23 protein-coding genes and 1 pseudogene are annotated in these 18,706 nt (G+C 37.9%); 6 read left to right on the top strand and 18 right to left on the bottom strand.

Annotated elements, in window-relative coordinates; genetic code table 11:
* Window positions 1-2 precede the first annotated feature (2 nt).
* The 15 genes and pseudogenes from A5N85_RS11265 to A5N85_RS11190 all read right to left on the bottom strand — a co-directional run.
* A complete protein-coding gene (locus tag A5N85_RS11265) occupies window positions 3-173 on the bottom strand; it encodes a helix-turn-helix domain-containing protein (RefSeq protein WP_072577312.1) in 171 nt (56 codons plus the stop codon).
* 147 nt (window positions 174-320) lie between these two features.
* Entirely contained in the window at window positions 321-980 is a 660-nt protein-coding gene (locus A5N85_RS11260) for a hypothetical protein (protein WP_245936015.1), read from the bottom strand.
* A gap of 339 nt (window positions 981-1,319) precedes the next feature.
* Complete coding sequence (locus A5N85_RS11255) at window positions 1,320-1,577, bottom strand: hypothetical protein (protein ID WP_072577311.1); 258 nt, start codon at window positions 1,575-1,577, stop codon at window positions 1,320-1,322.
* 68 nt (window positions 1,578-1,645) lie between these two features.
* Window positions 1,646-1,939, bottom strand: a complete 294-nt coding sequence (locus A5N85_RS11250) for a hypothetical protein (protein WP_072577310.1) — start codon at window positions 1,937-1,939, stop codon at window positions 1,646-1,648.
* Entirely contained in the window at window positions 1,936-2,190 is a 255-nt protein-coding gene (locus A5N85_RS11245) for a hypothetical protein (protein ID WP_072577309.1), read from the bottom strand. Before A5N85_RS11245 ends, A5N85_RS11250 begins: the two co-directional genes overlap by 4 nt.
* Window positions 2,191-2,764: 574 nt before the next feature.
* A complete protein-coding gene (locus tag A5N85_RS11240; protein WP_072577308.1) occupies window positions 2,765-3,103 on the bottom strand; it encodes a hypothetical protein in 339 nt (112 codons plus the stop codon).
* Window positions 3,104-3,243: 140 nt separating this feature from the next.
* The gene (locus A5N85_RS11235; protein WP_143143265.1) at window positions 3,244-3,579 is read right to left on the bottom strand and encodes a hypothetical protein; all 336 of its coding nucleotides are present in this window, start codon (window positions 3,577-3,579) and stop codon (window positions 3,244-3,246) included.
* 79 nt (window positions 3,580-3,658) lie between these two features.
* Entirely contained in the window at window positions 3,659-6,310 is a 2,652-nt protein-coding gene (locus A5N85_RS11230; RefSeq protein WP_084601759.1) for a DUF2958 domain-containing protein, read from the bottom strand.
* Window positions 6,311-6,421: 111 nt separating this feature from the next.
* Window positions 6,422-6,766, bottom strand: coding sequence for a CCDC90 family protein (locus A5N85_RS11220; RefSeq protein ID WP_072577306.1), 345 nt, complete (start codon window positions 6,764-6,766; stop codon window positions 6,422-6,424).
* Between the two features lie 75 nt (window positions 6,767-6,841).
* Window positions 6,842-7,111, bottom strand: a complete 270-nt coding sequence (locus tag A5N85_RS11215; RefSeq protein ID WP_072577305.1) for a hypothetical protein — start codon at window positions 7,109-7,111, stop codon at window positions 6,842-6,844.
* A 452-nt stretch (window positions 7,112-7,563) separates the two neighbouring features.
* On the bottom strand, window positions 7,564-8,118 hold the full coding sequence (locus A5N85_RS11210) for a hypothetical protein (RefSeq protein WP_072577304.1): 555 nt from the start codon (window positions 8,116-8,118) through the stop codon (window positions 7,564-7,566).
* Window positions 8,119-8,188: 70 nt separating this feature from the next.
* Window positions 8,189-9,274 carry a DUF6094 domain-containing protein gene (locus A5N85_RS11205; RefSeq protein ID WP_072577303.1) on the bottom strand — a complete coding sequence of 362 codons (1,086 nt, stop codon included), beginning with the start codon at window positions 9,272-9,274 and terminating at the stop codon, window positions 8,189-8,191.
* Entirely contained in the window at window positions 9,271-10,005 is a 735-nt protein-coding gene (locus A5N85_RS11200) for a DUF3275 family protein (RefSeq protein ID WP_072577302.1), read from the bottom strand. Before A5N85_RS11200 ends, A5N85_RS11205 begins: the two co-directional genes overlap by 4 nt.
* 179 nt (window positions 10,006-10,184) lie before the next feature.
* Window positions 10,185-10,463: a hypothetical protein gene (locus tag A5N85_RS11195; protein WP_147285240.1), complete on the bottom strand. Its 279-nt coding sequence runs from the start codon at window positions 10,461-10,463 to the stop codon at window positions 10,185-10,187.
* Window positions 10,464-10,535: 72 nt separating this feature from the next.
* A pseudogene (locus tag A5N85_RS11190) lies at window positions 10,536-11,216 on the bottom strand (DUF3577 domain-containing protein); the annotation flags it as partial.
* 1,204 nt (window positions 11,217-12,420) lie between these two features.
* Between A5N85_RS11190 and A5N85_RS15225 the strand changes: the two are divergent.
* From A5N85_RS15225 to A5N85_RS11170, 3 genes are all read left to right on the top strand, one after another.
* The gene (locus A5N85_RS15225; protein WP_143143263.1) at window positions 12,421-12,630 is read left to right on the top strand and encodes a hypothetical protein; all 210 of its coding nucleotides are present in this window, start codon (window positions 12,421-12,423) and stop codon (window positions 12,628-12,630) included.
* A 204-nt stretch (window positions 12,631-12,834) separates the two neighbouring features.
* Window positions 12,835-13,107 carry a type II toxin-antitoxin system RelE/ParE family toxin gene (locus tag A5N85_RS11175; RefSeq protein ID WP_072577297.1) on the top strand — a complete coding sequence of 91 codons (273 nt, stop codon included), beginning with the start codon at window positions 12,835-12,837 and terminating at the stop codon, window positions 13,105-13,107.
* Between the two features lie 6 nt (window positions 13,108-13,113).
* Window positions 13,114-13,440 carry a HigA family addiction module antitoxin gene (locus A5N85_RS11170; protein WP_245936014.1) on the top strand — a complete coding sequence of 109 codons (327 nt, stop codon included), beginning with the start codon at window positions 13,114-13,116 and terminating at the stop codon, window positions 13,438-13,440.
* A 194-nt stretch (window positions 13,441-13,634) separates the two neighbouring features.
* On the opposite strand, the gene A5N85_RS11165 is transcribed toward A5N85_RS11170, so the two are convergent.
* Together A5N85_RS11165 and A5N85_RS11160 are read right to left on the bottom strand one after the other, a co-directional pair.
* Complete coding sequence (locus A5N85_RS11165; protein ID WP_072577295.1) at window positions 13,635-14,141, bottom strand: hypothetical protein; 507 nt, start codon at window positions 14,139-14,141, stop codon at window positions 13,635-13,637.
* Between the two features lie 15 nt (window positions 14,142-14,156).
* Window positions 14,157-15,158 (bottom strand): hypothetical protein, encoded by a 1,002-nt coding sequence (locus A5N85_RS11160; RefSeq protein WP_072577294.1) that lies wholly within the window; start codon window positions 15,156-15,158, stop codon window positions 14,157-14,159.
* A 676-nt stretch (window positions 15,159-15,834) separates the two neighbouring features.
* On the opposite strand from A5N85_RS11160, the gene A5N85_RS15745 reads away from it, so the two are divergent.
* Together A5N85_RS15745 and A5N85_RS11150 are read left to right on the top strand one after the other, a co-directional pair.
* Window positions 15,835-15,996, top strand: coding sequence for a hypothetical protein (locus tag A5N85_RS15745; RefSeq protein WP_169818661.1), 162 nt, complete (start codon window positions 15,835-15,837; stop codon window positions 15,994-15,996).
* A 196-nt stretch (window positions 15,997-16,192) separates the two neighbouring features.
* A complete protein-coding gene (locus tag A5N85_RS11150) occupies window positions 16,193-17,230 on the top strand; it encodes a DNA cytosine methyltransferase (RefSeq protein ID WP_072577292.1) in 1,038 nt (345 codons plus the stop codon).
* Here the strand turns inward: A5N85_RS11150 and A5N85_RS11145 are convergent.
* Window positions 17,227-18,498, bottom strand: coding sequence for a hypothetical protein (locus tag A5N85_RS11145; RefSeq protein ID WP_072577291.1), 1,272 nt, complete (start codon window positions 18,496-18,498; stop codon window positions 17,227-17,229). The genes A5N85_RS11150 and A5N85_RS11145 overlap by 4 nt on opposite strands.
* 82 nt (window positions 18,499-18,580) lie before the next feature.
* Here A5N85_RS11145 and A5N85_RS17790 point away from each other — a divergent pair.
* Window positions 18,581-18,706 (top strand): helix-turn-helix domain-containing protein (locus A5N85_RS17790; RefSeq protein ID WP_143143262.1); only part of this gene is annotated, 126 nt, incomplete at its 3' end.

The raw sequence follows: 18,706 nt of genomic DNA, 5'->3' as shown, positions 1-18,706 counted from the left end.
CATCAATTCGTTTGAGGGCTTACAGCTTCAGTAAAGCCTTTAGGATGGGGATTTTTAATCCAGCTATAGACGGTGAATTTGCTGATCTTGTAGCGCTTTGCAACAGCGCGCCAAGTTTCTCCATTAGCAATATCGTTAAGAATTTTCTGTCGGAATTGGCGGCAGTAGGTCATAGGATATGCTCAGTTTGTTTTTGATAATTCTACTACAAGTTGTTCTTTATATCTGCTTTGGATAGATTGGATTATAAGTGATTTGACTATAAGGGATTGGGTTAAGTGCTTATCAGCACATAAATATCATTCATTGCTTATCGTGTATTAACCCATTACTGGGCATTTAGGGCGATAAGCAAAACTCACTTTGCTTTTTATCAGCTTTTTGAGCCTTGCAAAATGTTGATTTTGTCTATCACGGATAAGGGCATCGATGGTTGCGCGAGCTTGTTCTAAAAGTCCGCTTTCCTCATGTTCCCAACCGTAAAAGCCCCAACAGCTTTCAATATCACCGTCGACAATCACTTTGTAACCGAAAACATCACCATTAGCCCAATGGCTTAAGAGGTCAATTTCATGACGCAAACGTTCTAGAATTTGCTGCTCTAATTTGGGAGAAATACGCTTTATCCCAAATTCTTCACGGATATCAGCACGGGTTTCATAGATAAAACCGAGCTGCCCGCTGTCCCAGCGACAACTGAAAGGTGTCATTGATAAAGCAATACCGCCATGCTCATAAAGATAAACGGGCAAAGCGATAATATCGCGCTCAGTTAAACCTTTTTCGTTGAGATGCCATGAAAAGGCTTGCTCTATATTATCGGCATCATACGGTAAAGATTTACTACCGAACGAATAACGGCGATGTGCCGTGACTAAAGTCGAATTAACCCACTCGCGTGGGTTTTCTGCCATCTCATCGTGATAGATGTCGATGGCAAAGTTTTTGTAAATAATAGTGTCAAATTTCTGAATATTCATAAGATTCTCCAAATAAAAAAGGGAGAATCTCCCTACGGAAATTCTCCCGTAGGGATGAGATAAAACTCAGCGCATTTTCATGAGCTGAATTAAGAAATGATTTCTTTGCGCGGCGGTTTCCGCGCTAATTACCTTGAAAATAAGGCGCTTTTTGCGCCATAAGTGGATTTTTTTCATGATTTGCTCCTAAAAAACGGAGCAATCCAAACGGGTTGCCCCGTTTGGGTGAAAAATAATATTACTTATGATCCTTTTTATCAGAAGGTTTACGGTTCATATCCCAAATGATAATACAACCAATAACGCACCCTAATAGTGCCATTGCTGTAATTGAGGTCATTATTCACCTTCCTTTCTAACGATGTATGAACAAATAAGCCATAAGAAAATTGATACACCTATGCGTAGCGTAGCATTTACTTCTCCCAAATGAAAGAAGTCTTGTACAAGATTTAAGAGAGCTAAAGCATTGAATACTGTTGCCCATTGCTTACGCTGTTCTAGTGTAAGATTCAGAATAGCTTTTTTTAAAAAAGCTAAAAAACATCCTACTAATTTCAATAAAAATAATAAGATGTAACTAATTATTTTTAACATAAATTCTCCTTTTATATATTAAAGGAGTCGCTCCACAGGGAGTGACTCCCTGTGGGAAAAGCTAATACTCAGCGAAATGGATCTACTTTCGCTTTCTTTAGCTGTGAAAGATATTTTTTGCTTCTCTCTGCAAGAGAAACAAAATAGTCAGCGTAAGCAATATTTTCATTATCACGATAAGTCATAAGGATTTTTTGCCACAAATTGAAATGCTCCGCATCAAGTAGCTGTAATTTGTCTACCCGAATTTTTTGAGCAAATTCAAACCCAACTAACAGCATTCGGAGCTGATTAGCTGCGCTGTAATGTTCTCTTAGAATTTCTTCTAAGCGAACAAGATCCTCTTTGGTGAGATGCTTCATTCCGCCTCCTCAAAAAAAGGACCATTTATGCATTCCTTTACAAAGCCACTAGGTTTTATAGAGGGATTACATATGAAGTCATTAAACAAGCAGACTTCTGCTTGTTTTTTAGTCCTAAAGTAGCCGCTTTCACGGCTGTAGGGTATTTCAGCAATAATACCGTCGCATACCTCCTCGCAAGAGGTACGACCAACATAATACCCTGCAGCAGAATGCAGGACTTTAAGCGGACTGATAACTGATGTATCCATAGTGTTTCTCCTTTAAAAAATGAAAAAGGGAACACATGAATCCCCTATGGGAATAAAGTGTTCCCATAGCAGGACGCAGAATGATTAGTTCTGCAATTTTTGATGATTTACGCTTAGAAAAGCGTAAAAAAAGATTCGATGATTTACCTCTGCAATGCAGCACGGGGTTTCAGGTAAATTCGTATGACTAGCATACTTATGAGCCCGATACCGATTATAGTCCGTCGACTTCTGCCAATTAAACTAGCGCATTTAGTTATTTAGGTCAATAGACAAACACAAAAAAAATCCCAGTGCGAACACTGGGATTGTCAAAGTTAATTGTCGTCTTGGGATTGTTCATAGGTATTTAATGCTTCATTAAATACATACTCTTCATCATGTCCCCAGACATCGAAAGCGACTTCATACGCTTCTTTAGAGCCATTTTTATAGTGCCTTCAGATAAATAGCTACCATTTTTGATGCTATATTCATCTGCATTGTTGCCAATATCTTCATCTGCATATTTTACAATGAACAGGTCATTTGGATATTGTTTCGATAAGGCTTGGATAATTGGGTAAGCATGACTCTATGCTGTCGAAAATTGACAAAGATTAGCTTCATCATATAACTCATAGTCACAAGATGACCATTTTGTTTCCCACTTTTTATTTGCCCAATGATACCAATCAATACAACCAAATTGTTGTTTAAGACTAAACCAATATCGTTGGCAGTCGAGCTTAAGTTCAACTGGGTTTACATTTTTATAAATAGCAACCAACAATTCAATAATCTCATGTAAAGATAAACCTTGATTGTAGAATTGCAGAAAATGTGCAGATTGTGAGCCTGCACAGGTTTTTGCAAGTATTAAAGGCATTGGAATAATGAGATTAAAATCTCTAAGTTTCCAAAGTGCTTCCAAATTATCGCATGCAACTACATTTAATACATAATTAGGAATAACGCCCTCCTTTTAAAGTAAAAAAGAGGGATTGCCGTCCCGACAGGGACAACAATCCCTGTCGGGTTAAACGGCTAACTCTTAGAGTTAGCCGTTATAGATTAGATAGCGCAACTATCCGATTTCTTTTCACCTGATGACTCCCAGACGACAAAGCGATTCATTGGTTCAATAACTTGATCCTCTTTAATCGCTTCAATCATCGGCTCAGGAAGGATGACACCGTATTTCTCTGCTTTTTCAACAAAAAAATCAAAACACTGAATGGGTTGTAATCCCAAAACAGTAAACGGCATATCATCGATATCCGAGTAAATCACTTCGCCTTTTTCATCCTCAATGGTGAGAAAGAAAGTTTGTAGTTGGTTATCCCAACCACTCATAACAAACATCGGTTGACCATTAACAGTAGTTCTTAATCTATGTTGACTCATCATTTTTTCCTTTTCTAAAGTAAAAAAAGAGCTACCCACTGAGTGAGATAGCCCAGTGGGTGATGGCTGTTCGCCGTTTAATTTATCGTCTGTTTAATAATTGCTTAGCCAGTGCTGAGGTAATTGAGGTTTCATCCTCCTCCTCGTCAAAACTGTCTAGCCCCGTTTCTGGCATCACGCCCATCGTTGACAAAGCGGTTTTCATCTTTTTCGCCATCAACTCATAACAATCTTTCTGACTGCTTTCGCTGTAACAGGCGTAATAAACTTTCACCGTCTCTTTTTGCCCAATACGCCAGCTTCGTCTCGCTGCTTGTGCAACGGTATAGACGTTGTAGCCTGTTTGAGCGAAATAGATAGTTGGAAATGACAGTAGATCTAGCCCTGTTTTTACCAGTTCAGGATTAGTAATCAGCACATCAATCCCTTTCTCTACTTGGTCACTGATCCAGTCTTCTCGAGCATCACTACTCACGGTTGAACGTAGAACCGCTGCTTTTAATCCTGCTTCAGTTAGCAGTGTTTTTAAGCGTGTTGCGGTATCAAATCGCTCTGTGTAAGTGGTATAGACAATGACTTTTCGTCTTTGTGCTTTTTCTTCACGACAGACGTCAATAATGTCTTGTTCTTTAGCCGTTGGCTCATCTGGCGCATAAATGGCAGGATAGGTCGCTAGTGGCGTTTTTTCCTGCGGATGAAGCACTTCTTCCGCGATATGTGCGGTTTCAGGTCTTCTCATCAATACGCTAATCGCCGTTGACATGAGTCCAATATTTCGAGTTCTAACAGCATGATCTAACACGCTACGCATATCAGATTTCACTTGCTGATAATGCTCGCTGAGTCTGTCATCCATATCTATCATGCGTGCTTGTTCAATATAGTCGGGTAATATCCCCTCTCCTAAATCAATTAGCCGCATAAACACAGCGTATGGCAGGACAAATTGCGCAATCCCTTGCGGTGAGAACCCTGGTGCTTTTTTAGTGCTGACCGACGTTCTTTTAGCATTAGATGTTGCAAAAGAACCATCGCTACGGTATTTAAAGGTCTGTATTAGACAGCCATAAGTTTCCATGAAACGTGATTCGGCACTGGCAAATGACCCTTTACTGTTAGGTTTATAGCCCATTTTTACCATTTCCGTTGGCATGGCACGAAAAAGCAGATGGAATAAATCACTGGCGTAACCTCCCATCAATGTGCCTGTGAGACACAATACTTTCTCAGCTTCACTACATAAAACCGCCATTGCTTGTCCTTGCGCAGAACCCGCATTTTTGTATTCATGCGCTTCATCGATTAAAGCCAATGAAAATGCTTTTCTTGGAAAATACCGCTTCACGAACTCACTGGGTTGGTAGCTAATCATTTGCATCGCAAATTCTAATCTCCCCATCGCCTTTTCCAGTCGTTGCGCGTGCTTTTCTTTGAAGACAAACTTACCTTCAGCATCCATCAAGTTGACAAAATCATAGAGATTATCGTCAATGATTTGGCTTAAGGTTTTAACGCCAAACGTTGCTATGAGCTTATCGCAGCTTTTTTTACCAATGCCTGGCAACTGCAACAAAAACTTCCGCAACTTGTCTTCTTCAGATTGGTCATCACTATCGCGATGTTTCATCGTCCAAAGCGGTTCACGGCAATGCTGACAGGTTTTACGCTGCTCAGCGCCCCATAAATCGTAAGCACGAAGGACCTCACCTTCTGTGTTGAATTGGTATCTGCCACAGTGTGGGCAAGCTACCGCGTCATACGTCAACATAGCCGGTTGATTATCTGCATCAGTGGTTTCAAGGCTGTATCGCCGTTTCCAATAGGCTGGTCGCCAATAAAAGCCCATACGCATTCTGACGCGTCCGATAATCAAATACCGCGGTCTGCCATCAGAGAATTTCCCTGCAACTAGGTTGTCGCGGAATCGCATGAGCTCTTGCATGGCATTGCTACCGTTGATGACGGTGACTGCTGCATCAGGTATGGTGTCGAGGATTTCTCTTCGCCACTTATACACGAGATGCGGTGGTGAAATAACCAAGGTCGGCTTTTGAGAATGACCTTTATGTATCAAAGCAGATACCGAAATACCCATAAACGTTTTACCTGTTCCCATCTCTCCATTGAGAAATACCGCAGGTAATCCATGAGTGACTAAGCCACTGTAACAAGCATGAATACGCGATTTCTGCGCTTCAAACGGTTGACGTTTCAGCTGAGCTAAACAATCGTCTTGCCAAGTTTCGTGTTCACCGTTATAGAACACAGGCGTTTGCTCATTCACTTGTTCCAGTAATTCATCTCTGTAATCAGACAAGAATTGTTGAAGCGGAATAGTGGAGTCTTCTTCCGTTGCTGTTTCAGTAATAGAAGCATCAAATTCAATCTCTTCCGTGATTTCTTGGGCTTTCCTTGCGGCTTCCGCATACACAGAGAGCGGTGCAATGGCCTTAAATTTTCTATCAACATATAGGAGTTTTCCTGTTGTTTGATAGACTTCGTTTAAATCGACATATCCTAGTTCAGGCGATCCAACGCCCATGTCGCATAAGCCAAAGGCGATACCGTCACTACGAACCTCGGTTAATAACCAACGACAGCGGTTATAAAAGATACGTAAAGAAACGACAGGAAAAGGGTCATGCCCTTTTTTATTACAGTTGCGATGATTTTCGCGTAATTGATTGAGTTCATCATTTGTGAACAAATCTAAATAAGATTTTGTGGTTAACATAGTGTTCTCCTTAAAGCATAAAAAAGGGAACACACCCCATCGGGATATGTTCCCGATGGGAAAACAGTAAACTGTTTAGTGAAACTGACCGCAAAAGCGGTCAGGTTTTTATTAACTGCCTAAAAATATTTTGAGTTGTTTTAAGGCTTCCGGTGCAAAAGGCGCAATAAACATTAAAACGGTCAGTAAACGGAACTTATAGTCCATTTTCTGATCCAGTTTCTCAATATCATGCTTCACATTTGCAATTTCTTGCTTCAGTTCGGTGCGTACATCAGCAACTTCCTGTTTTAACGCAATACGAACATCCTCTAGTTGACGCTTTGTTGCCAATTCTTGAAGTGAACGTATTTGCCGATCTTCTACATGTTGCATAATTGCCTCTGCTTGTTCGCGAGTAAATTCAACCGCAACCAGTTTAGCAACTTCAGCTTGATATTCAACAGTGTTATACATAATGTATTCCTCAAATTTAAATTGAAGGGAACACACCCCATCGGGATATGTTCCCGATGGGATTAGATAAAAGAATTACAGACTAGAATCTAAAGTAGAAATAGCCTCCCTCTTTTGCTCTAACTCGATAATGCTTTGTCTAAGTTCTATTGCTTCCTGAGATCTTTGTTCTAAAGATAAATCATCTCCAAATGAAAGGATGTCGTCGAGTTCTTCTCTTAAAGAATAGTTACATTCAGAGACGCAATCCCAGTAAACAGATAACCCTTGTTTAAGCATTTTTCTTTCACTATTTGAAAGAAATAAACGCAAAAATACTTTTTTAATAAAAAATTTAATTTTCATAATGTGCTCCTTTAAAAAATGAAAAAGGGAACACATGACTCCCCTATGGGAATAAAGTGTTCCCATAGCAGGACGCAGAATTTTTAATTCTGCTGGTTTAGATGATTTACGCTTAGAAAAGCGTAAAAAAAAGATTCGATGATTTACCTCTGCAATGCAGCACGGGGTTTCAGGTAAATTCGTATGACTAGCATACTTATGAGCCCGATACCGATTATAGTCCGTCGACTTCTGGCAATAAAATTAGCGCATTTTATGCTTTAGGTCAATGAATTCAATAAAAAACCCAGCATAAGCTGGGTTAAGATTATTTCTTTTGTCTGAAATGGCAAATGCCTAAAGTGATGACACTTATAAGAATTGCCAAGGCTAACACCGCATTACCATAGAGGTTGCTTAGAATATTTGAAACCATCTCTATGCTTAATGATACAGCCAGTATTGATAATCCTTTATCGAGCATAGCACGTCTCCTTGATTTCACCAGCAATCAGCATTTCGCTGACCATTTCTGCAAAGATGGATTGCGCAAAAAGATTAATTTTTACGGCAAAGAGCTTTTCGCTTGCGCTTATGCTCAGGGGTTTTATCAATTCAAGACTTTGTAACTTTCTCAGGATTGGTGTTTGCCATTCATTCAGTAGTCCGATTTCGGATAGGCTACACACCGATGTCCAAATACGATTCTGCTCAATTGGCTTGCGATCAATGAGAATACGACAACCGTCTTGATCAGCTATTGTCATCGGTGAAAATAAAAAGCTATGCACTAAATCAGAGCCGTATTTGCTCTCTTTGGGCATCCTTAGTTGCTTTTTTTGTAAGCGCTTATCAAGTCCGTATGCCTGATTTTCAACGCTGATACCGTGTATAGCTTCAGTGGTAATTCCACCATAAAGCGCAAGTAATTCGCTGTTTCTGCCCCAGAGTGAGGCAAAACAGCAATTGCCGTTGTCATCGGCAATAATGGCATCGCAAAAGATGCCTTCAATATTGGTTATAAACATATCTGTCTCCTATAAAAAAGACAGAGTTGCCCCACAGGGAGCAACCCTGTGGGTTAAGAGCCTTTCGGCTTTATCGAATATCGACGATTTGACCGTAACTTTTTGATGATGTAGTCAGGTCAATGGCTTTGATGATGGTTTGGAATCTGTCACGGTGTTGTGACGATACTAACTCCCCGTTCTCATCTTCCATATTTTTAATGGTTTGGATTTTCATTGTTCTGCCTTTAATAAGCAGACGACGTTTTCCATTATCAACAATGCCACCTACTACTCCTGAAGTAATCAAGAGGCAGGTATGCCAATCAGTTAATTGATATAGCGGTCTAATGCTCTGTGTATCACTTGCGCGTACAAACTGAGCATCAAATGTCTGCCACAGGTTATGGCAATCTTTTTTAACCGCCTTAAGTCTCTCCGCATCTATCGCTTTTGCGAACATTTTGAAGGTCTTATTATTACCCATCAGATGATATTGTTCTCCTGACGGTAATGGTGCATCAGGTAATTTATGCCAAGCAACATCACCTTTTTGCCAAGCATCAAATCTTGCATTCCATGCTTTATCAATACCTGCCGTACCGTGGCGTTTCTCACCAATAATAACAATCTGATTAAAACGGTCAGTTGCTGCTTCAAACACTTGCAGATGAGCAAAACGCATCACAAACCAGTTTTGCGTCTTTCTATCTAACGATGTTTTAGGCAAGATGGCAATGATAATGCCACCACTTTTAAGCCACGAGAACGTTTGTGACAGAAAACGATGTTCTAAGCGTTCGCTTTTTTCATCTGCTTCATTGTCTTTCAAGTCCCAACCATAGGGTGGATTTAAAAATAAACAATCAACAGCGTGTTGGGTAACTTGTGCTTCTAATGCAGAGGCGTGAAGTACACTACTGTTTAAGAGTGTTTTTGCACTTCCTGCTCTTTGCTCGTCTAGCTCTATGCCATAGGCTTTCGCGAATGGATAGCGGTTTTTACTCGCCAGTGCAGCTAATGCTGCCCCTGTTCCGCAACACGGATCAAGAAACGTAATCGCTTCTTGGGATGGAGCGAATAAATGCGAGATGCCACGCAAGGTGGCATCATCCGTAGGATAGTAACCCTTTTCTGCATAGTTGTGCGCAACTCTAGGGTGCATTAAGCCGCTCATGAATCACCTCCTACATACACTTGTTTAAGCGCATCAAAGCGGTAACCCAAGGACATCAACGCCACTCTACAATCACGGATATCTTGGCGAGACAATGTGGTATCGACTTTGTAAGGTCGTCCGTATGTCCATTCAGCATCAAAGCTGCTCAAAAAATCGACTTTTTCTTGGTCAATTTCGGCTTCAGCAGTAGAACTAGAACTGACTGGAGGATTATTTTGAATATTCTGCTGTGGTGCTACGTCTATATTGCTATGACGAGTCATCGCAACCACGACACCGTTTACAGATACAGGCGTATAACCCTCTTCATTAGTTTCGTCCTGTTCAAGATCAACTTTAGTTTGCTCTGAAACAGCCTCTATCGTTTCCAATTTGGCTGGTTCAGGTTCAATGACGGGCTGTGTATTTCTGCCCTCTTCTTCCACTGGATCAGGAAGAATTTCGGGCTCGGCTTGTTTTCCAAGTGCGGCATCATCAAGCCAATACTCGTCTATTAAAATCCCAATCGTTGTGCGGTTTTCGCCGTAAACGTGATAAGAGTAAAGAGAAAATTCAGATATAGCGAATTGTCCTTTGTATTCACCATCTTCTAAGTTTGCAATCCATTTACTGCGAACACGAAAAGTGCCTACAGCACTTTTTAATGTCCCTATCGGGAACAATCCATTTCGTCCATTAACGTAATGAATTACTAATGTTCCGTAAATTGTAAATGTTTCTGTGTTCATAAGGTTCTCCTTAAAAATAAAAAAACGGAGAACCTCCACGGGGAAGTTCCCCGTGAGAAGGTTAAAAAATAAAATGTTACTTAGTGTGTTTTTCCTCTTTGCGTACTTGATAAGCACCGTAGGCTACGAAGCACCCAAAAGCAAGAAATATTGACACAAAAATGATTAGAGTGGTCATATCATTCCTCCTCTTTTTCTTCAGCTAAAGAAGCTATAGATAAACCAAGTGCAACTATAGCACACCCTCCTAATATTGCATGACCTTTATGCAGTTCATTGTTAACTACGGCCATTACGACAGGAATAAGGCAGCCAATGCTGAACTTTTGCAAAGAGTCGGAAATTAATTTTCTTTGCGCATCATTTAATTGCCACCATTTTTTTCCCAAAAATAAATAAGCAGCTCTAATGGCAAATCTTATTCTTCTCATATTATGTCCTCTGATAAGTAAAAACATCACACAGAGGACTCCACACGGAAGTTCCCCGTGTGGGTAAAATGCTCTGCTAAAAGCAGAGCATTAGTTAGTTTATGCGGCTTCTTTGCCACCGATAAAAACGGTATCATCCGCTTTTAAATATCGGATGGATGCTAGGCTAGCCCAAATAGCGGCTTTATTATCTCCTTCTTTGGTCTTGAAGCCTGATGCTGTCAAACCAGTCAAACTTAAAATGCAAAATACTTTTGCATTGGATTCCTTATTTTTAATGCCTTTTGGCATTAAGGCTAAAGATTGCATTTCTGCAAAAACAGGGAATGCTTGAGCATCAAAATTAACATTTAAACTTTGGTAATTTGGCTCCTCGATTTTTCCATCTAAGACAGAAATTTTGAGGAAGCTTTTATCAAAGTTACAGTCATTTAGGTAAGAAATTGCATGATAAGAAGGTTCTGGAATTTGCTCGTTCCACTCCTCACCCGCTACTAATTCATTACCTATTTTTAGATTTCGAATGTTGAGTAATCTTCCTTTTAATACAGCGCCTACTTCCCCATTCTTTTTATTGAATGAGGCGACACTTAGGCTACCAATATTAATATCGGCAGTCCATCTATCAGATTGACTGTTAAAACCTTGAGGCCAACGTTCTTTTAGCGACCAAAGTAACCGTTTTGCAGGTTGACCTGCTACCAACAGATCAATTGAGGTATAAGAGATTTTACCTTTCTCTGTTGATAAAATACTGGCTTTAATGGCGCAGTACTTATCCCTTTTTCTAGGGGGGGGGTAACAATCTTAATTTCGTTCAGTACACAACGTGTGTACAAAACTGAATCAAAATATTTTTGTTGGGTTGATTGAGTGTTCATAGTGTTCTCCTTTAAAAAATGAAAAAGGGAACACATGAATCCCCTATGGGAATAAAGTGTTCCCATAGCAGGACGCAGAATGATAAGTTCTGCAATTTTTGATGATTTACGCTTAGAAAAACGTAAAAAAAGATTTGATGATTTACCTCTGCAATGCAGCACGGGGTTTCAGGTAAATTCGTACTATAAAAAATAGTACTTATGAGCCCGATTCCGATTATAGTCCGTCGACTTTGATTGAATAAACTAGCGTATTTTATGCAGTAAGTCAACAGATTGGACTAACAATAAAAATGGGGAGAAATGCACGGGCCCTGCAGTTTCTCCCCTTCGAACAACAAATCTAACAATAAGCCGTTAGCTCTGGTAAGCTTATTTAAAAATACTTATTGTTAGATTAAGAACGGATAAATCCCTATATTTCACCGTTAGAGATAGGGATAACACGATAAGTTCGTGTGGACTTTCATGTCTATTATCCGTAAGCGCTTTTATGATTGCAATAGTTTTATAGATTTATTCCAACGCAAAATAAAAGAGCATCCTTATTTAAGGGATGCTCTTGAGTTTACTGCGCTTAGCGCAAAGGTGCAGTAATTTAGATACGCGACTGCTACGCGCCTCGAAGATACTGATTTATTTGCTTTCTTCTCAAAGAAAAAAACAAAATTAATCAGTATCAGAATAAATAACAAGAATCTTAAATTAAAACGCCTATTGGCAATCGTTATGAAAGTATTGACTTCATCTAAGATGAACGCCAAGTACAGATAAATCTGTTGTCAATGAGACTTGGCTTTTTCTATGTATTTAGAATAGTAATAAATCAAACTATCCTAGTCAAGCAATGTAATTAACATAATATTTGAATAATTATCCCTAAAATCAAAAAACTGTTATCAAGATTGAGACTATAATGACCTCTAACCGTTTCTTTAGTATTGTAAATTCGCATGAATAATCTGTTTTATTTAAGTATGTTTTTGATATGTCTATATTATTTCTTTAAAAGCAAAGATATAAATATCAGGTGGAGTATTTTGCTTATAGCTCAATTATTTCTAGTAATTCTACTTTTGCATTGGAACTATTCAACCAAGGAAATGGAAGAAACTTTTAGGAAACGGTTTGGTCATCCTGCTGAAGCTGCTCCAGTGCTTATTTGTAGTGTACCAAAATCTGATATCCATGAGCATTCATACCAATATGTGAAGATTCAAGAGCAGCGACTTCTTGCAGCAGGGACTTTATATACATCATTGAATATTGCAGTGCTTGGTATTCTGTGTTTTTTTTTCAGCGCGAAAATATGACTTCAGTCGTAAGAGAAAAACATCGCAATGAAGTATAAACGCTAGTAATGTTAAAACGTTTCTATTAAGAATAATTTTTAAGGCGTTAATGGCTATAGGGAGTTTATTGCGTAGGAACTGTAAAAAAAGAAAGCGTCAATAGTTTATTGATTGATATTTAACGGCAATCGTTATATCATAAATTAAAACGTCAAGAGAAATAGAATGATACATAGCTTTAAGGATCGTGAAGCACAAAAACTGTTTAATGGTCTTAAAAGTCGCTATTTGAATTTTGAAAAAGTAGCAACACGAAAATTGGCTGCTTTGGATGAAGCAGTAGAGTTGGAGGATTTGCGTATTCCACCAGGAAATATGCTCGAAGCATTGGGAGGAGATAGAAAAGGACAATATAGCATCCGTATTAACCGACAATTCCGTATCTGTTTTCGATGGGATGAAGGTGCGCATGATGTTGAAATTACAGATTATCACTAGGAGAATATGATGACGACTTATAAACGTGGTACAAATGGAATGAGAGCTATTCATCCAGGTGAACATTTACGTGAAGATTTTCTTAAACCACTTAATATGAGTGCTAATGCACTTGCTATTGCACTTCGTCTACCTGCTCCTCGTATTAATGATATTGTGCGAGAAAGACGAGGAATAACACCTGAAACAGCCGTTCGTCTTGCTAAATATTTTGGGACAACCGCGCAGTATTGGATGAATTGGCAAACCACTTATGACTTGAAAATGGCCGCTAAAAAAGAAGCAAAAGTTTTGAGTGAGATCATTCCGCTTAATCCAGTAGCCACTGTGTGAAGATGCTTTATCTGTAGAAGTTCGAACTTCTACAATTTGAGACCTTTGCAAAACCCCACAAAATAGAGAAATTTCAATTTTTTGAATTTTTAAAATGTATTAAAATTAGATAATTATCTTTTCTACTATTAGTAGAAATTCGCGTAAAACGAAGTTTTGCAAAGGTCTCAATTTATTCTTCCTGAGGAAAAGTTTTAACTTAAATCTTTTTTCATTTCTTCTACTCTTTTTTGCTTAACAGCAAGTTCTTTTAGATGGCTGATAGTTTTATTTATCATAAAAAGATTACGTAATATAAAAATAAAGATCCGAACGGCAGCCAAAGCAAGTCCTATACTAATTGGGATGGTTATATCAGCATAAGGTTCTCTATAATGGTAAAATGCGAAGCCTGTATAAATAGCGCTACATAACAAAAATATTATATAACCACATAATAAATATTGTAACGAGACAATATGATATTTAAATCTCCGACTTTCTGTAGCATGAATAACTTCTTGAGCAAAATCAAATTTATCACTAACTCTATTAAGTAAAACGCCTGCTAAAGATATTGGTATTATGAATAACGGTGCAAAAAAATAAGCAGCTGTAGTTTGAATTTGTAATTTAAAATATGATGCAACTAAACTACCTAATATGAAAAATACTAGGGTGTAAATAATATCTACAGCAATAGCACTATCTCTTTTAATCATTTGAATTTATATTCATTAGTCTTCAATTGCACCTGACGCGTAATGTTCCATCAACCACTTGCGCATTTCATCATACAAATCAAATTCAGCTATATAGCCATCATCTAGAAAAGAAATTTCAATAGTATTCGATATTTTTAACTCACTTCCATCTAATGTACTGCCATTATTTAGCTTAATACGAAAATCATCTTCGTCCAAATGTCTTAATGAAGTAGCAATTTCATCTAACATAGACTGACCTTGATCACTGATGGAACGCTTGTACTTGACAACGACTTCTACTACTACATTTTCTTCATCAAGAGAGTTCTGAATATTTAATCCTGCCCATTCTGCTCCAAGAAGCGCTTTCAGAACATGCGCACCTACTGATTTAGCGCTCCATTTTTCTGTCCAGGATCCTGTAGCATTTGTCTTTGCAAGTTCTTTAGGTTCAAAAATAAGTTGCGAACCTATTCGAACCTCTTTTGCTCCTCCCAAATCTGATATTTTTTGTTTTGCTACATTAGTTGGTCTATCCTGTAAAATAAGCACTTCTTCGGGGTTGAGCGCATTCGTATAGTCATGTAACAGCCAACTTAAGTGATGTTCTAAACTTTTTACTCTAAGAGACTGAGAAGGCATAACGACAAGATGGTTTTTATACACTCCAAAATATAGAATTGAATGGATAAATTCCTTTTGCTGACTATTTTCTTCATTGATTGAATCAGCTGAAATTGAGTTTACCTTGTAAAATTCATCATCTGACAATTTGGTCAGAAAGGGTTGCGGTTCACCAGCATTGTAGGCAATCATCTGTCCAAAAAACATACCACTACGAACGATATAGTGGTTAATTAACCGTTTTTGATCGCTATCTTTAGAAATTGCTTCTTCTCGATCTGTTGCTCGTAGTTGTTTTTCAGTAGCGAATACATTATGTTGCAAAATTTCTTGCAATGTTTTTGTATTTTCTCCACCTATAAATACTACTTTTTTATAATATACAGAACGTTTTTTTGTTTTATTCATATTAACTTATCATTTCTAAAGTTTGTAAACGTATCACGTGATACCCCATAGTGTTTAGAAATATCGGCTGTTGAGATTCCAAGAGAGTACATCAGTATTTTAATCTCTTTTATGTGTTGAGGATTTAACCTTTTGGGACATCCTACATTTTTTCCTCGAGCTTGAGCCACTTGTAAACCTACTTGAGTCCGCTCAATAATGAGGTTGCTTTCAACAAACTTTGCCAATCTCCTAAACAATTCAGTCACCATACTATTACTATTAATGCATCTCTTGATCGAATATACTCAATTAGTCAATAAATTGATTGAACTCTTTTCAGTCAAAAGTGGTACTTGAGATAATATCGATAAAAATTTTCTCATAGCCTATTTTTTCAATTTCTCAATTCACAAATCAAAACATTATTCTTCTATTGAGGTGCGCGCATACTCAATCTTGTATTTCACTTATTGTGTCTAAAAACTCGTCATAAGGCAATGATTATTGGACATTGATTTTTGGACGGGTTTTTGAACACTTTTTAGGGGAGTAGAAAGAGATATTTCCTACTACCTAATACTGTTCAAAAAACGACCGTTTTTTGAACAGATACTTTTGTATCGTACGATACAAAAGTAATTGAAATAGTTTGTGTCATACCTTATATTGTTCGATACAAATACAATTGACATAGTTGAAGACACGACAAACTGAAACCTCTGCTCAAATACGTCAAAATGAAGATGAAGTACTTATAGATAAATCTCCGACACTTGAGCAATCAGAAAAAGCGTTATTACATACACCATTAAATCTATTATTTGAAACAGAGCCAACAGTGGTTGAGGAGAGTTGACAATTAGCAGCAAAGAAAGCGAAAACTAACTTTGTTTGTCCGCCTTGAGGGGGTTAAGGCTTGGGAAAAATCTAGTTTGGAATTGATTTGTGGTAAATGTCGTCAAGCAATGACAAAGATTTGATGCCAAATTTTGTCAAAAATGTACTCGAGTTTTTGCGCGATATCCCCTATAATTTATTCAAACGGAGGTGCTATGCGAAAGATTGAAGCTGTAGATTTGTTTTGTGGAGCAGGCGTACTTACCGCAGGTCTGATGCAGGCCGGAATCAATGTCAAGGCTGGTTACGATATTGAGAGTTGTTGCGCGTATGCCTATGAGTATAACAATCCTGGTGCAAAATTTATTCTAAAAGATGTACAGCATGTAACCGCCGAAGAAATTCTATCGCATTACTCTGATGATGCTATACGCCTCCTTGCAGGATGTGCTCCATGTCAACCTTTTTCTACTTATAATCAGGGCAGAGATACCAAAAATGATAAAAAATGGCCGTTACTATACGCCTTTGCACGCTTAATTCGTGAAACAAAGCCTCATTTAGTTACTATGGAAAACGTTCCTGACGTTACTAAGCATGAAGTTTATCAAGATTTTGTGAAGAACTTAGAGAACATTGGTTATAAAATATGGGCTAATACAGTGCTTTGTGCTGATTATGGAATCCCTCAAATGCGCAGACGGCATGTTCTACTAGCTTCTCGAATTGGAAAAATTGAGTTACTTGCGGAGACACATAAAAATAAATACCGTACTGTAAGAGATGCTATTGGTGATTTACCACCTTTAATGGCTGGCGAGAGAAGTGCAACTGATAACTTACACAGATGCGCGGGTCTAAGTGAAATTAACTTAAAACGAATTCGAGCTTCTAAGCCTGGCGGAACATGGATGGATTGGCCTGAAGAGCTTCGAGCAGCCTGTCACAGAAAAGAAAGTGGTCAATCTTACAAGCGTGTTTATGGAAGAATGGAGTGGGATAAACCAGCCCCAACTATAACAACTTTATGTTATGGTTTTGGCAATGGTCGATTTGGACATCCTGAACAAGATCGAGCTATTTCACTAAGAGAGGCCGCAATCTTTCAAAGCTTTCCAATTGACTATCAATTTTTTGATCCGACAAAAACTCAACAACCCAATATTTCAATAATAGGTAGAATGATAGGAAATGCTGTGCCAGTTGGATTAGGTACAATTGTTGGTAAAAGCCTAAATAATATTGTTAGCTAAATTTTATCAATAATTCTGTCCAATTTATCAAGTTTCTTATTTTCATCTAGATATTCTTGGTAACTTTTTTGGGCACTATGAATGAGAGAGTCATAATGCACAATCCTACTTCCAGGAGAGATCGCTGAAAGAAGTGATTTTTTTCTATCTACGTCACATTCTACAGGCTTGCCAATTACAAATATTACTTCAATATCTACATTTTCTTTATTTTCAGTAGCCCGCAATATCTTTTTTAATTTATCAACATAAGTCATACCTTGTTTTGATAATTCATACATGTCTAGCGCTCTATCAGCTTTTTTTAGTTCAATAATTAAATGTTTACCTGCTGTAGTACGATAAGCGATATCAACTCTTGATAGTTTTTCCTTCTCGGTCAAGTCATTAATTTTGATATCACTTTCCAAAAGGCGAGATTCCATAATCTCAGTATTCTCAACACGTTCCCATGATGGATCTAGTAGCCATAAGTGGTCAAAAAGATATTGTTGCAAGACTTTTTCTTTTTCATTATTATCCACTAGATCTAGAAAATTTTTAATTGTATCTAATCTAGATTTAATTATGTCACCATAAAGAGAAGCCTCCATACTGTCTCTATCTGCAAATAGTTGTATCAGTTTGTCAGTATGTCCAATAGAATCAACCAAATCTTGAGTATCTTTATTTCTTAATCGCATTCTCTCAAACGATAAAACACCATGCTTAAGTACAGTTTTTCTATCTTCTTCATTTTGAATTTCAAGTGAACTTAATTTAGCAATTAATTCATCAGCACTTTTCTGATAATTTCTAGGCAATGAATCAATCCACTCTTGCAATACAGGAGAATTCTTTTTGACTTCCTTAGGTTCGTATGACTTTCTAAGTTTAGACCATTCGCTCTCAATTTTTCCTAAAGTAGATTTCATATAGGTAATTAAAGCAAGATATCTAGGGTCATCTTCTTGAATACGTTGTCGATCACTAGTGGCAATGTCATTAAGTTCATTATCATCAAGAAAGTCAGCTTCAATTTGTCCTGTAAGATATTTTGTATAAATACGACCATCATTAATTTTATCAAGAATATTCTCATGAAAAAGCCTACCACGAGCATGAACCACAATAGTATTAAGATTACCAATCTCTTTGCTATCAAGCAGCTTGGGTTTTTGTGCAGTACCAATCCAACCTGTAATTTTCCAATCAGGATGTTCTAATTTCCATCCCTCTAAAGTACCAGGAAGTGTATTTATTTCACTAATTTTACTAAATATAGTCAAATCACTTATAATCCAATCTATCCAAAGCAGATATAAAGAACAACTTGTAGTAGAATTATCAAAAACAAACTGAGCATATCCTATGACCTACTGCAGCCAATTCCGACAGAAAATTCTTAACGATATTGCTAATGGAGAAACTTGGCGCGCTGTTGCAAAGCGCTACAAGATCAGCAAATTCACCGTCTATAGCTGGATTAAAAWCCCA

It is taken from the genome of Suttonella ornithocola, assembly GCF_001889065.1.
Classification (GTDB): domain Bacteria; phylum Pseudomonadota; class Gammaproteobacteria; order Cardiobacteriales; family Cardiobacteriaceae; genus Suttonella_A; species Suttonella_A ornithocola.
This window is presented reverse-complemented; position numbering and strand designations above follow the sequence as displayed.